Raw genomic sequence first — 14393 nt, 5'->3', positions numbered from 1 at the left:
GTTCAAGGAGACCCCTATGTCCCGCTCCGCGCAACTCTTCGACCAAGCCCAGCGCCACATCCCCGGTGGCGTCAACTCGCCGGTCCGGGCCTTCAAGAGCGTCGGCGGCACGCCGCTGTTCTTCAAGCACGCCCAGGGCGCCTACATCGTCGACGAGGATGACAAGAGCTACGTCGACTATGTCGGCTCCTGGGGTCCGATGATCCTCGGCCACAGCCATCCGGACGTGCTCGACGCCGTGCGCCGGCAGCTGGAACATGGCCTCTCCTATGGCGCGCCGACCGCCCTGGAAACCACCATGGCCGACCTCATCTGCGAGCTCGTGCCGTCCATGGACATGGTGCGCATGGTCAGCTCCGGCACCGAGGCCACCATGAGCGCCATCCGCCTGGCGCGTGGTTATACCGGGCGCGACACCATCATCAAGTTCGAGGGCTGCTACCACGGCCACTCCGACAGCCTGCTGGTCAAGGCCGGCTCCGGCGCCCTGACCTTGGGCGTGCCCAGCTCCCCCGGCGTGCCGGCGGCCTTCGCCCAGCACACCCTGACCCTGGCCTACAACGACCTGGCCGAGGTGGAAGAAACCCTGGCGAAGGTCGGCGACCAGATCGCCTGCATCATCGTCGAGCCGGTGGCCGGCAACATGAACTGCGTGCCGCCCGCCCCCGGTTTCCTCGAAGGCCTGCGCAGCCTCTGCGATCGTTATGGCGTGGTGCTGATCTTCGACGAGGTCATGACCGGCTTCCGCGTAGCCCTGGGCGGCGCCCAGGCGCACTACGGCATCCGTCCGGACCTCACCACCTTCGGCAAAATCGTCGGCGGCGGCATGCCGGTGGGCTGCTTCGGTGGCAAGCGCGAGATCATGGAAAAGATCGCCCCGCTCGGCCCGGTCTACCAGGCCGGCACCCTCTCGGGCAATCCGCTGGCCATGGCCGCGGGTCTCACCACCCTGCAACTGATCCGCCGCCCCGGCTTCCACGCCGAACTGACCGACTACACCACGCGGATGCTGCAGGGCCTGCAGGATCGTGCCGATGCGGCCGGTGTGCCCTTCGTTACCACCCAGGCGGGCGGCATGTTCGGTCTCTACTTCAGCGGCGCCGAAGACATCGTCACCTTCAGTGACGTCATGGCCAGCGACAGCGAGAGATTCAAGCGCTTCTTCCACCTGATGCTGGAGGGCGGCGTATACCTCGCACCCAGCGCCTTCGAAGCCGGCTTCACCTCCATCGCCCATGGCGACGAGGAACTGCGCATCACCCTGGATGCCGCCGAGCGTGCCTTCGCCACCTTCAAGGACTAGGTACCATCCGTCTCGGTTGCGGAACCTCTCTGCCCTGCCGGCCTCCCAGTTAGTTGAGAGGTCGGCGTCACAGATGAAAAAGTTCCACCGTTACGCGTAAAGGTTTTGAAAGCGTGCGGCGGCTTGACCCATAATGAGACGTCGGCGCGTTTCGCCGGCCGGGTTCCTAGAACCTGCCTCGATTGTGGAGGCGCTTCATGCACCGCGCTGGTCGTATCCTCTGCGCAGCCTTGTTCTTGCTGCCCCTGGCCTCCTGGGCCGGTGGCAACTCCCTGCTCGTCCCCAGCACCAGCCGATGCAATCTGAATCTGGCCAACGAAGCCTTGGCGCAGGCGATCGCCCGTTGCCAGCAGATCGCCCACGACGGCGACGCCCAGGCGCAGTACGAGCTCGGTGACTTCTATTACGAAGGCAAGCAGACGCCCAAGGATCTCAACCAGGCGCGCCAGTGGTTCGAACAAGCCTCGCTCAAGGGCAATGCCGATGCGCAGAATCGGCTCGGCAACATGTTCTTCCGCGGCGAAGGCGTACCGCCCAACAACATCCAGGCCTATATCGTGCTGAAGATGGCCGCCATCAACGGCAATGACGAAGCCATGGACACCGCCGACCTGGTCAGCGCCCAGATGCGCCGCGACGAATTGGAGATGGCCACCCAGGTGCTGGGCCAGATCTTCCGCGACTACCTGCAGGACATGCAGACCGCCGGCAATCTCAACCCCTTCCAGCCGCCGCAGAACTGACCGCGAGCCCGGCAGAGCCTATTTAAAGTCTCGCGAGCTAGAGACAAACAAGGCCTGGGCGGCCCCGCGAAATAGCTGAAGAAGCGGATCGGACCCGCGCTCGGGTTACAAGCAGTAAATGAGTATTGCGACGGGGCCGCCCAGGCGGGGCTGGCGACCCAGGCCATTTTCAACGCTGTTTGGCCAACGCGCAGCAGACGTTGGACAGCTCCTCAGGGCTTGTCGGGTATGGGCATGGGAAACGGCATGACATTGGTGCCGCCCTTGGCCTCGCTGATCTTGGGCTGGCCCAGGCGCTCCACCTCGTCGATGCGGATGATCGAATGCATCGGCACGAAGCTGCGCACCACCCCTTCGAATTGCGCCTTGAGCTTCTCTTCGCTCGGATCCACCACCACCTGGGTGCGCTCGCCGAATACCAGTTCCTCGATCTCCAGGAAGCCCCAGAGATCGCTCTGGAAGATTTGCTTGGCGTAGATCTCGAAGACCTGGCCCTGGTTGACGAAGATGACCTTGTAGATGGCCGGCTTGCTGGTGGATGAGCTCATGGATGGGTGCAGGATTCACTGATGAAAAGGGCGGCGAGCATAGCATGGGCCGGGAAGCAGGACAGCGGGCCGTTCAGTCTTCGGATGGGGGCTCCAGCATGGCCTGCTGCGCCACCAGGGCCGTCACCCAGTCGATGAACACCCGCAACTTGGCGCTGACATGTCGGTTGGGCGGAAAGGCCAGGTACAGCGGCATGGGTGCCAGGTGCCAGTCCGCGAACAGGGCAACCAACTCGCCTCGGGCCACCGCTTCCGCCGCCAAATAGCGCGGCAGGCAGACCACCCCGAGCCCGGCCTGCCCCGCCGCCAGACTGGCGTTGCCATCGTCCACCTGCAGACTATGACGCCCCTGCAACTCCAACCGCTCGCCGCTACGCTGCAGGGCATAGGGGAAGGTCTTGCCCGAGCCCCAGAGAAAGCGCACCAGCCTATGCGGCGGCTCGGCCAGCGCCTGGGGATGATCCGGCGAGCCATGGCTGGCGAGATAGGCCGGTGCGGCGTAGCAGCCCAACTGCAGCGCGCCCAGGGGCCGAGCCACTAGGTACTGCTCACGGATGCTCCCGCCGCGGATCACGCAATCGACGTTGTCGCCGAGCAGGTCCACCTGGCGATCGCTGACGCCCAGGTCCAGCTGGATGTCCGGATAGCGTACGAGGAACTCCGGCAGCGCCGGAATCAGGATGAGACGCGCGAAGGGGCTGGGCACGTCGACCCGCAGGCGGCCACGCGGAGTACGGGTCGCCATCGACAGCCCCGTCTCGGCATCGTCCAGCGCCGCCAGCACACCCAGGCAACGCTCGTAGTAGACCGCACCGTCGGCGGTGACCTGCACCTGCCGGGTGGTGCGATTGAGCAGGCGCACCTGCAACCGCGCCTCCAGTTGCTGTACCTGTTGGGTGACGCGGGTCCTGCTGCTGCCGAGGGTCTCGGCCGCGCGGGTGAAACTGCCGGCTTCCACCACCCGGACGAAGGTCTGCATCGCGCCGAACAGATCCATGCCGATTCCTCAACAGGGGATTGTTTGGATTATACAAACAATGCTGACCGCCCTGCCTGGTTTATCCCCTGGTGGGCGACGCCTAAGGTGGCTCTATCGATCCCCACCGGAGCCCCACCATGACTCGCGACGTCGTCTTTCCCGCCAACCGCCATGCCCTTTACGAGCAGCACCGCTATTCGCCGGCCATCCGCTCCAATGGCTTTCTATTCGTCTCCGGCCAGGTAGGCAGCCGCCTCGACGGCTCGCCGGAAGCGGAGCTGGAGGATCAGGTCCGCCTGGCCTTCGCCAATCTCGATGCCATCCTCGTCGCCGCTGGCACCACCTTCGCCGACGTGGTGGACGTCACCCTGTTCATGGTCGATGCCGAGGCCAGCTTCGAACGCATCTGGCCGGTGCTACTGGAGTATTGGGGCACGGCGCCCTATCCCACGGTGACCGCGGTCGGCGTCACCTGGCTGGCCGGCTTCCGCTTCGAGATCAAGGTCATCGCCCGGCTGCCGGAAGACAGCGTTGGGACCTAAGCCGAGTGCCTTCCGGGCGGCTCTTCCCCGCCTGGAAGGCCATCACTATAATGCGCGGTCCACTCGCCACCGACTCCTCGCCGCGCATGTCCAAGAAGCTCTATATCGAAACCCATGGCTGCCAGATGAACGAATACGATTCGTCGCGCATGGTCGACCTGCTCGGCGAGCGCGAGCCCCTGGAAGTCACCCAGAATCCGGCCGAGGCCGACGTCATCCTGCTCAACACCTGCTCGATCCGCGAGAAGGCGCAGGAAAAGGTGTTTTCCCAGCTCGGGCGCTGGCGCGAACTCAAGCTGGAGAAGCCCGACCTGGTGATCGGCGTCGGCGGCTGCGTGGCCAGCCAGGAAGGCGCCGCCATCCGTGACCGCGCACCCTATGTCGACGTGGTCTTCGGTCCCCAGACCCTGCATCGCCTGCCGGAGATGATCGACGCCGCGCGCACTACCCGGGCGCCCCAGGTGGACATTTCCTTCCCCGAGATCGAGAAGTTCGACCGCCTGCCCGAGCCGCGCATCGACGGCCCCAGCGCCTTCGTCTCCATCATGGAAGGCTGCAGCAAGTACTGCACCTTCTGCGTGGTGCCCTACACCCGTGGCGAGGAAGTCAGCCGGCCACTGGACGACGTCCTGGTCGAGATCATCCACCTCGCCGAGCACGGCGTGCGCGAGGTGACCCTGCTGGGCCAGAACGTCAACGGCTATCGCGGCGCCACCGGTGACGGTCGCATCGCCGACTTCGCCGAGCTGCTCTACGTGGTGGCGGCGGTGGATGGCATCGACCGCATCCGCTACACCACCTCGCACCCGCTGGAATTCTCCGACGCCCTGATCCAGGCCCACGCCGAGATCCCGGAGCTGGTGAAATTCGTCCACCTGCCGGTGCAGGCCGGCTCGGATCGCATCCTGGCCGCCATGAAGCGCAACCACACGGCGCTGGAATACAAGTCGCGCATCCGCAAGCTAAAGGCGGCGGTGCCCGACATCTGCATCAGCTCCGACTTCATCGTCGGCTTCCCCGGCGAGACCGAGAAGGACTTCGAGCAGACCATGAAGCTGATCGAGGACGTCGGTTTCGACTTCTCCTTCTCCTTCATCTACAGCGCCCGGCCCGGCACCCCGGCGGCGGACCTGGTCGACGACACCCCCGACGAGATCAAGAAGCAGCGTCTGCAGATCCTGCAGACGCGTATCCACCAGCAGGGCTTCGAGATCAGCCGGCGCATGGCCGGCAGCGTCCAGACCATCCTGGTCAGCGACTTCTCCAAGCGCGACCCAGGCATGCTGCAGGGCCGCACCGAAAACAACCGCATCGTCAACTTCCGCTGCAGCGACGCCAGCCTGATCGGCCAATTCGTCCAAGTACACATTGACGAAGCCCTGCCGCATTCCCTGCGCGGCACCTTGCTGAGCCCCGTCGCCAACGGCGCCCGCCCACCCGTCGCCGTCGCGCTGGCCTGATGGATGGTCGCACGCGCCCTTTGCCAAGGGCGCGACGCGAGTTACTCTCCAGTCAAGCAACGTCAAGTTTTCGTAAAGCCATCCAAAGGGTCCCCTAGCTCACCTTGAATACCCCCCAGACGCTCCAGCACTTCACCCTCGAACCCTTCGATGCCGACCGTTTCGCCAACCTGTGCGGCCAGCTCGATGAAAATCTGCGTCAGATCGAAGGCCGTCTCGGCATCGAGATCCGCAACCGCGGCAACCAGTTCGAACTGGTCGGCGACCCCGAGCGCACTCGCGCCGCCCAGAACCTCCTGCAGCGCCTCTATCGCGAGACCGCCAGCGGTACGGGCGTGGCCCCGGAACTGGTGCACCTCTATCTGCAGGAATCCGGCCTGGAAGCCCTGCAGCAAGAGCACCGTGGCGGCGATACCAGCGTGGCCCTGCGCACCAAGAAGGGCATGATCCGGCCGCGTGGTGCCAACCAGCAGCGCTACGTCAAATCGATCCTCGACCACGACATCAACTTCGGCATAGGCCCGGCCGGTACCGGCAAGACCTACCTCGCCGTGGCCTGCGCCGTGGACGCCCTGGAGCGCGAGCAGATCCGCCGTATCCTACTGGTGCGTCCGGCGGTGGAAGCCGGCGAGAAGCTCGGTTTCCTGCCCGGTGACCTGGCGCAGAAGATCGACCCCTACCTGCGCCCGCTGTACGACGCCCTCTATGAAATGCTCGGTTTCGAGCAGGTAGCCAAGCTCATCGAGCGCCAGGTCATCGAGGTCGCCCCCCTGGCCTACATGCGCGGCCGCACCCTCAACAATAGCTTCATCATTCTCGACGAAAGTCAGAACACCACCCTCGAGCAGATGAAGATGTTCCTCACCCGTATCGGTTTCGGCTCCACCGCCGTGATCACCGGTGACGTCACCCAGGTCGACCTGCCGCGCGGCACCAAGTCGGGCCTCAAGCACGTCATCGAAGTTCTGCGCGACGTACCCGGCATCGGCTTCACCCACTTCGAGTCCAAGGACGTGGTGCGCCACCCGCTGGTGCAGCGTATCGTCGAGGCCTACGATCGCTTCGAGGCGCTGCAGGCCCAGCCGCGTAGCAACGGAGAGGATCGCCATGGCGATTGAATTGGACGTCCAGGTCGCCAGCGAGGCGGCCGACCTCCCCGAGGAGCCGGACTTACGCCGCTGGTGCGAACTGGCCCTGCGCGCCCGCCAGGGTGATTCGGAACTCACCATCCGCCTGGTGGACGAAGACGAAGGCCGCGAGCTGAACCGCACCTGGCGGCACAAGGACTACGCCACCAACGTGCTGTCCTTCCCGGCCGACGTGCCGGACGAATTTCTCGATATCCCCCTGCTCGGCGATCTGGTGATCTGCGCCCCCGTGGTGGCCCGCGAGGCCGCCGAGCAAGGCAAGCCTGCCGCCGCGCACTGGGCGCACCTGGTCATCCACGGCTGTCTGCACCTGCTCGGCTACGATCATCTGGAAGATGACGAAGCCGAGGAGATGGAAGAACTGGAACGCCAATTGCTCGCAGAACTGGGCTACCCCGATCCCTACGGTGAATGACACACACATGAACGAAGATCGATCAGGCACTGGGCATCGTTCCTGGCTGGAACGCATCGTCCAGGCCTTTGCCCATGAACCCAAGAGCCGCCAGGAACTGCTGGAACTGCTGCGCGAAGCCCACGAGAACAAGGTGCTCGACAGCGAGGCGCTGTCCATCGTCGAGGGCGCCATCTCGGTGGCCGACCTGCAGGTGCGCGACATCATGGTGCCGCGCTCGCAGATCATCAGCATCCGCGCCCACCAGACCCCGGCGGAATTCCTGCCGGCGGTGATCGAGGCCGCCCACTCCCGCTATCCGGTGATCGGCGACGGCCCCGACGACGTCCTCGGCCTGCTGCTGGCCAAGGACCTGTTGCCGCTGCTGTTGGACCAGGAGCGGACCTTCGACCTCAAGGCGGTGCTGCGTCCGGCCACCTTCGTCCCCGAATCCAAGCGCCTCAATGTGCTGCTGCGGGAATTCCGCTCCACCCACAGCCACATGGCCATCGTGGTGGACGAGTACGGCGGCGTGGCCGGCCTGGTGACCATCGAGGACGTGCTGGAGCAGATCGTCGGTGAGATCGAGGACGAACACGACGTGGAGGAAGAGAGCTTCATCAAGTCGTTGCCCAATGGCGACTTCGTGGTCAAGGCACTCACCCCCATCGAGACCCTCAACGAAACCCTCGACACCCGTTTCGCCGACCCCGAGGCCGATACCGCGGGCGGCCTGGTGATGAATCGCCTGGGCCACCTGCCCAAGCGCAACGAAGAAACGGTGATCGACGACTTCCGCTTCCGCGTGCTCAACGCCGACGGCCGCCGCATTCACCTGCTGCGAGTCACCCCGGTCAATCGCTAGGGTTTTTACCCCCTCTCCCCTCCGGGAGAGGCCTGGGGTGAGGGCCAAGCGCTCTGTCTATCAATCGCGGCCATGGGCCGCTCCTACGGGGTATCCGGCTTCTGTAGGAGCGGCCGCATCGGCGGACCGCCATGGCCGCGATCAGCTCTACCCTCGCCCTCCCCTAGCCAGCTATGACCCAGCTCACTCTCCCGCACACGCCTTTGGCACTCCCTCGCGGCGACGAGTAAGCTTGCGCAGCCTCGATCGGACCAAGGATTTTCGATGCGCTGGATCTCTCAACCTGGCTGGAAGGGCAACCTTCTGGCGCTGTTCGCCGGTGCCCTCACGCCCCTGGCGCTGGCCCCCTTCAATATCTGGCCGCTGGCGCTGCTGTCCGCCGGTCTCTTCTACCTCGGCCTCAAGGGCCTGAACGCCTGGCGCGCCTTCCTGCGCGGCTGGTGCTACGGCTTCGGCGCCTTCCTCGCCGGCACCAGCTGGATCTACGTCAGCATTCACACCTACGGCGCCGCCTCGACGCCCCTGGCGCTGTTTCTCACCCTGGGCTTCAGCGCCGGCATCGCGCTGTTCTTCGCCCTGCCCGCCTGGCTCTGGGCCCTGTGCCTGAGGCGCAACCAGGCGCCGCTGGGCGATGCGCTGACCTTCGCCGGTCTCTGGTTCGCCCTGGAACTGTTCCGCAGCTGGGCGCTGACCGGCTTCCCCTGGCTGTTCCTCGGCTACAGCCAGCTGACCGGTCCGCTGCAGGGCCTCGCGCCCCTGGGCGGTGTCTGGCTGATCTCCGCGGTGCTGGCCCTCACCGCCGCGCTGCTGGTCAATGCGCCACGGCTGATCCTGCGCCCGCTGGCCCTGGTCGCGGCCCTGGTACTGGTCGCCCTGCCCTGGGTGGCCGGTGATGTCTTCAAGGGTCAGGTCTGGACGCACCCGGCCGGTGCACCGCTCAAGGTCGCCGGGGTCCAGGGCAACATCGCCCAGGAGCTCAAGTGGAATCCCGACCACGCCCGCGCCACCCTGGCGCTCTATCGCGACCGCACCGCCGAGCAGACCGACGCCGACCTGGTGGTCTGGCCGGAAAACGCCATCCCCGTACTACGTGAATACGTCACCGACTTCCTTGCCGCCGAAGGTGCCCAGGTGGCCGCCCATGGCGGAGCCCTGGTGACCGGACTGCCCGACCGCCAACGCGATGCCAATGGCGAGTCGCGCTACTTCAACAGCATCACCGCGGTCGGCAACGGCTCGGGCACCTACTACAAGCAGAAGCTGGTGCCCTTCGGCGAGTACGTGCCGCTGCAGGAGTACCTGCGCGGCCTGATCGGTTTCTTCGATCTGCCCATGTCCGACTTCGTCCGCGGCCCCGAGCACCAGCAGCCGCTGCTGGTGAAGGGCTATCGCGTGGCGCCCTACATCTGCTACGAGGTGGTCTATCCGGAATTCGTCGCCGACCTGGCGGCCCAGAGTCAGCTGCTGCTCACCATCAGCAACGACACCTGGTTCGGCAAGTCCATCGGTCCCAAGCAGCACCTGCAGATGGCGCAGATGCGTGCCCTGGAAAGCGGCCGCTGGCTGGTCAGGGTCACCAACGATGGCATCACCGCCCTGGTCGACCCCTTCGGTCGGATCAGTCAGCAGATCCCGGCCTACCAGGTCGGCGTACTGCAGGGCAGCGTGGTGCCCATGGACGGCCTGACCCCCTACCTGCACTACCGCCTCTGGCCGCTGGGGATCTTCTCCGCCCTGGTGCTGCTCTGGGGTCTGCTGCTGCGTCGGCAGGATCGTCCCGAAGAGGCGCCGCTGGTGGTCACCCAGAGCTAGGCGAGCATTAGCGATAGGCCAGCGGATAGAGCAACAGCCCGGACGCCTCGTTGAGCAACTGGGCGGTCTGTTCGACCGCCTTGGCTTCCGGTAGCCAGCCGCCGAAAGGCCGGCCATTGGGGATGCCGATGAAGCCCATGGGCGCGGCGACCACGGCGAAGCCCTGGCGCTCGAAGCACCAGCGCGAACGAGCCATGTGATAGGCCTGGGTCACCAGCACCACCCGCTTCACCCCCGCCTCGCGCAGCAGCGGCGCACTCAGGGTGGCATTCTCCCAGGTGGTGCGGCTGGCGCCTTCCTGCCAGCGCACCGGCACGCCCAGGTCGCGCTCCATCACCTCGGTCATCAGCGCCGCCTCGCTCAGCGGGCGGTCATAGGGCGAGCCACCGGTGATCAGTACTGGCAGGCCGCTGGCCTTGGCCAGCCGGGCCGCATAGCGCAGCCGCTCTACCGCCAGGTGACTGGCCGCGTCGCCGGCCCAGCCCGGATCGTCCACCTCGCGTCCGGCACCCAGCACCACGATGGCGTCGGCCTGCTGCGCCAGAGTCGCCCAGCGCGCTTCGGGCAGGGCGGCATCGCGCTCGAGCAGGCGACCGCCGAACTCCACCGCCACCGGCAACGTGCTGACCCAGAGCCCCAGCAGGCCAAGGCAGAAACAGGCCAGTCCCAGGCGCGGATGCCGACGGCGCAACCACCAGCCGCAGAGCAGGAGCAGGAGCAAGCCGCCCGGTGGCAGCAGCAGTTGCTTGAAGAAGTAGCGCAGCCCCATGGTCTCTCCGATCGGAGCGACCCCCAGGTCGCGTCGGCGCTCAGTGTAGGGGAGCGCCGGTCAGCACAGAAGGTTTCTCGAGCAGGGCACGTGCGCTCTGGCACTGGGCACAGTAGGCCCGCAGCCCAGGCAACAGATCAGGGCCGCCTCCGTGGCTTGGTGGCGCGCCAGCCAGCGTTTGACCAGGGCATACTCGGCCGCGCTCAGTCCCTGCAGCTCGACTTCCCCATTGGCGGTGTCATAGAGACGCTCCTGGGTCGCGGCTTCATCCAGGGCCAGGGCCAGCCGCCGCTGCAGGCGTACGTCGACGGGCAGCTGTTCGGACTCGCGTCGAAACTTTCCCATGATGGCGATCATCCTCCCGGAGGATTGAACAGACGTCTGAACAGCCTAGTACGGCCCTTCCAAACCTGCCTCACCCAGAGTGCGAAACAAGCGGCGGACCGGGACATTTCCCCGCGCTCGGGGGGTCATGTATGCTTGGCGGCTTGATCAAACGCCTCTGCAGCCCTCGACACGCCCATGCACGAACACTATCAGCCCCGCGAAATAGAAGCCGCCGCCCAGTCATTCTGGGACCAGAATCTGTCCTTCAAGGCCACCATGCGCCCGGGTCAGGAGAAGTTCTACTGCCTGTCGATGTTCCCCTACCCCAGCGGCAAGCTGCACATGGGGCACGTGCGCAATTACACCATCGGCGACGTCATCGCCCGCTACCAGCGGATGCTGGGCAAGAACGTGCTGCAGCCCATGGGCTGGGACGCCTTCGGCATGCCGGCCGAGAACGCCGCCATGAAGAACGGCGTGGCCCCGGCCAAGTGGACCTACGAGAACATCGCCTACATGAAGTCCCAGCTGCAGAGCCTGGGCCTGGCGATCGACTGGTCGCGCGAGGTCACCACCTGCAAGCCCGACTACTATCGCTGGGAGCAGTGGCTGTTCACCCAGCTGTTCGAGAAGGGCATCATCTACCGCAAGAACGGCACGGTGAACTGGGACCCGGTGGACCAGACCGTACTGGCCAACGAGCAGGTCATCGACGGCCGCGGCTGGCGCAGTGGCGCGCTGATCGAGAAGCGCGAGATCCCCATGTACTACTTCCGCATCACCGACTATGCGGAAGAGCTGCTGAATTCCCTCGACCAGTTACCCGGCTGGCCCGAGCAGGTCAAGACCATGCAGCGCAACTGGATCGGCAAGTCCCGCGGCATGGAGGTGCAGTTCCCCTATGACCAGGACAGCATTGGCGCCGAAGGCACCCTGAAGGTCTTCACCACCCGCCCCGACACCCTGCTCGGCGCCACCTACGTCGCCGTGGCCGCCGAACACCCGCTGGCCACCCAGGCCGCCCAGGGCAATGCCGAGCTGCAAGCCTTCATCGACGAGTGCAAGCGCGGTGGCGTCGCCGAAGCCGACATCGCCACCCAGGAGAAGAAGGGCCTGGACACCGGCCTGTTCGTCCGCCATCCGCTGACCGATGCCCGCCTGCCGGTGTGGGTCGCCAACTACGTGCTGATGCACTACGGCGACGGCGCGGTCATGGCCGTGCCCGGTCACGACGAGCGCGATTTCGAATTCGCCAACAAGTACCACCTGCCTATCGTCCAGGTGGTGGATACCGCCGAGGCCACTCAGGTGCTGGCCAACCCGGACGCCTACAGCCCCGAGGAATACGAGCGCTACCAGTTCGACCCGGTGCAGTGGAAGGACTGGTACGGCAGCAAGGAAGGCTTCCTGATCAATTCCGGCGCTTACGACAACCTCAGCTACGACGCCGCCTTCGATGCCATCGGCGCCGATCTGCAGGCCAAGGGCCTGGGCCAGCCGCGTACCCAGTTCCGCCTGCGCGACTGGGGCATCAGCCGCCAGCGCTACTGGGGCTGCCCGATCCCCATCATCCACGGTGACGACGGCATCGACATCCCGGTGCCGGCCGACCTGCTGCCGGTGGTGCTGCCCGAGGACGTGGTGCCCGACGGCGCCGGCTCGCCCCTGGCGCGCATGCCGGAATTCTACGAGACCGTCGATCCGCGCAACGGCCAGCCGGCGCGTCGCGAGACCGACACCATGGACACCTTCGTCGAGAGTTCCTGGTACTTCGCCCGCTACGCCTCGCCGAATTTCACCGGTGGCATGCTGGACAAGGAGGAAGCCAACTACTGGCTGCCCGTCGACCAGTACATCGGCGGCATCGAGCACGCCATCCTGCACCTGCTCTACTCGCGCTTCTTCCACAAGCTGATGCGTGACCAGGGCCTGATCGACTCCGACGAGCCCTTCGAGAACCTGCTGACCCAGGGCATGGTGGTGGCCGAGACCTACTACCGGACCAACCCCAACGGCAGCAAGGACTGGTTCAACCCGGCCGATGTCGAGGTGGAGCGCGATGCCAAGGCCAAGGTCATAGGCGCACGCCTGAAGAGCGACGGCCAGCCGGTGGAAATCGGCGGCGTCGAGAAGATGTCCAAGTCGAAGAACAACGGCGTCGACCCCCAGGCGATGATCGACCAGTACGGCGCCGACACCTGCAGGCTGTTCATGATGTTCGCCTCGCCGCCGGACATGAGCCTGGAGTGGTCCGACTCCGGCGTCGAGGGCGCCAGCCGCTTCCTGCGCCGCGTCTGGCGTCTGGCCCAGGCCCACGTCACCCGTGGCCTGCCGAGCGCCGCTGCCCTCGGTGAGCTGTCCCCGGCTCAGAAGGAGGTGCGCCGCGCCATCCATCTGGCGATCCGCCAGGCCAGCCAGGATATCGGCCAGCACCACAAGTTCAACACCGCCATCGCCGCCGTCATGACCCTGATGAACGTGCTGGAGAAGGCCGCCCAGGACAGCGACACCGATCGCCGTCTGCTGCAGGAAGGCCTGGAGGCCGTCACCCTGCTGCTGGCGCCCATCACCCCGCACATCGCCCATGGGCTGTGGCAGCAACTGGGCCATGCCGAGGCGGTCATCGACGCCCGCTGGCCGCAGGTGGACGAGAGTGCCCTGGTGCAGGACAGCCTGCAGATCGTCATCCAGGTGAACGGCAAGCTGCGTGGCCAGATCGAAGTGCCGGCCGACGCCAGCCGCGAGGCCATCGAGGCCGCCGCCCGCGCCAACGAGAACGTGGCACGCTTCACCGAGGGTCTGACCATCCGCAAGGTCGTCGTGGTCCCGGGTAAACTGGTCAACATCGTCGCCAACTAAGACACGCGAACGGAGCAGACAACAGATGAAGAAACGGATTCTCCCCGGCCTTGCGGTCATCGGCCTGGCGACCTTGCTGACCGCCTGCGGCTTCCAGCTGCGCGGTACCGGCGAAACGCGCCTGAGCCTCACCGAGCTGAACCTGACGGCGCGCGACGCCTATGGCCAGACGGTCAAGGAAGTACGCGACATGCTCGAGGATGCCCACGTACGGGTCTCCTCCGGCGCGCCCTACACCCTGGACCTGGGCGGCGAGGCCCAGAGCGAGCGTACCGCCAGCTACACCAGCGGCGCACGCAGTGCCGAGGTCGAGCTGACCACCCGCCAGCCCTATACCATCGTCGGCAAGAACCAGGCCGTGTTGGTCAGCGACTACCTGGAAACCCAGCGCTACTACGTGACCGACCAGAACAACATCGTCGGTTCCGAACAGCAGAAGGACCAGCTGCGCCGCGAGATGCGTCGCGAACTGGTCCAGCAACTGGCCGCGCGCCTGCAGGCCCTGACGCCCGAGCGTCTGGACAAGCTGCAACGCGACGCCGACGCCCGCGCTGCCGCCCAGGCCGAAGCCGAGCGCCGAGCCCGCGAATCCGCGCCGCCGCAGCAGTCGCCCATCGACATCCCCACCCCCGCGCGCTAAGCGC

At 65.9% G+C, this 14393-nt stretch carries 14 protein-coding genes; 10 read left to right on the top strand and 4 right to left on the bottom strand.

All coding sequences use genetic code 11. From position 1 onward, the window contains the following. Positions 1–16 precede the first annotated feature (16 nt). Both hemL and QZ471_RS10230 read left to right on the top strand, forming a co-directional pair. On the top strand, positions 17–1303 hold the full coding sequence (hemL, locus tag QZ471_RS10235) for a glutamate-1-semialdehyde 2,1-aminomutase (RefSeq protein WP_295463312.1): 1287 nt from the start codon (positions 17–19) through the stop codon (positions 1301–1303). 197 nt (positions 1304–1500) lie between these two features. Then, a complete protein-coding gene (locus QZ471_RS10230) occupies positions 1501–2046 on the top strand; it encodes a tetratricopeptide repeat protein (RefSeq protein WP_059229840.1) in 546 nt (181 codons plus the stop codon). 212 nt (positions 2047–2258) lie between these two features. Here the strand turns inward: QZ471_RS10230 and QZ471_RS10225 are convergent, their stop codons facing one another. Continuing rightward, positions 2259–2594, bottom strand: coding sequence for a DUF1820 family protein (locus QZ471_RS10225; RefSeq protein ID WP_295463309.1), 336 nt, complete (start codon positions 2592–2594; stop codon positions 2259–2261). Positions 2595–2667: 73 nt separating this feature from the next. Beyond that, a complete protein-coding gene (locus QZ471_RS10220) occupies positions 2668–3591 on the bottom strand; it encodes a LysR family transcriptional regulator (RefSeq protein WP_295463307.1) in 924 nt (307 codons plus the stop codon). Positions 3592–3710: 119 nt separating this feature from the next. Between QZ471_RS10220 and QZ471_RS10215 the strand changes: the two genes are divergently transcribed. The 6 genes from QZ471_RS10215 to lnt all read left to right on the top strand — a co-directional run bounded on the left by QZ471_RS10215 (position 3711) and on the right by lnt (position 9794). Continuing rightward, on the top strand, positions 3711–4115 hold the full coding sequence (locus QZ471_RS10215; protein WP_295463305.1) for a RidA family protein: 405 nt from the start codon (positions 3711–3713) through the stop codon (positions 4113–4115). Between the two features lie 86 nt (positions 4116–4201). Next, positions 4202–5575 carry a tRNA (N6-isopentenyl adenosine(37)-C2)-methylthiotransferase MiaB gene (gene miaB / locus QZ471_RS10210; RefSeq protein WP_295464679.1) on the top strand — a complete coding sequence of 458 codons (1374 nt, stop codon included), beginning with the start codon at positions 4202–4204 and terminating at the stop codon, positions 5573–5575. Between the two features lie 104 nt (positions 5576–5679). Further along, positions 5680–6693 carry a PhoH family protein gene (locus QZ471_RS10205; protein ID WP_295463303.1) on the top strand — a complete coding sequence of 338 codons (1014 nt, stop codon included), beginning with the start codon at positions 5680–5682 and terminating at the stop codon, positions 6691–6693. Further along, positions 6683–7138, top strand: coding sequence for an rRNA maturation RNase YbeY (gene ybeY / locus QZ471_RS10200; protein ID WP_286733077.1), 456 nt, complete (start codon positions 6683–6685; stop codon positions 7136–7138). The genes QZ471_RS10205 and ybeY overlap by 11 nt, the downstream gene beginning before the upstream one ends. Before the next feature lie 7 nt (positions 7139–7145). After that, complete coding sequence (locus QZ471_RS10195) at positions 7146–7982, top strand: transporter associated domain-containing protein (protein ID WP_295463300.1); 837 nt, start codon at positions 7146–7148, stop codon at positions 7980–7982. Between the two features lie 264 nt (positions 7983–8246). Further along, positions 8247–9794, top strand: coding sequence for an apolipoprotein N-acyltransferase (lnt, locus tag QZ471_RS10190; RefSeq protein WP_295463298.1), 1548 nt, complete (start codon positions 8247–8249; stop codon positions 9792–9794). Positions 9795–9801: 7 nt separating this feature from the next. On the opposite strand, the gene QZ471_RS10185 is transcribed toward lnt, so the two are convergent. Further along, the gene (locus tag QZ471_RS10185) at positions 9802–10563 is read right to left on the bottom strand and encodes a YdcF family protein (protein ID WP_295463296.1); all 762 of its coding nucleotides are present in this window, start codon (positions 10561–10563) and stop codon (positions 9802–9804) included. A gap of 60 nt (positions 10564–10623) precedes the next feature. Beyond that, positions 10624–10908 (bottom strand): hypothetical protein, encoded by a 285-nt coding sequence (locus tag QZ471_RS10180; RefSeq protein WP_295463294.1) that lies wholly within the window; start codon positions 10906–10908, stop codon positions 10624–10626. A 177-nt stretch (positions 10909–11085) separates the two neighbouring features. On the opposite strand from QZ471_RS10180, the gene leuS reads away from it, so the two are divergent. Continuing rightward, positions 11086–13749: a leucine--tRNA ligase gene (gene leuS / locus QZ471_RS10175; protein WP_295463292.1), complete on the top strand. Its 2664-nt coding sequence runs from the start codon at positions 11086–11088 to the stop codon at positions 13747–13749. Between the two features lie 25 nt (positions 13750–13774). Beyond that, complete coding sequence (gene lptE, locus QZ471_RS10170; RefSeq protein ID WP_295463290.1) at positions 13775–14389, top strand: LPS assembly lipoprotein LptE; 615 nt, start codon at positions 13775–13777, stop codon at positions 14387–14389. The last annotated feature ends 4 nt before the right edge of the window (positions 14390–14393 follow it).

Origin of the sequence: uncultured Pseudomonas sp. (genome assembly GCF_913774235.1) — a bacterium.
Taxonomy (GTDB): domain Bacteria; phylum Pseudomonadota; class Gammaproteobacteria; order Pseudomonadales; family Pseudomonadaceae; genus Chryseomonas.
This window is presented reverse-complemented; position numbering and strand designations above follow the sequence as displayed.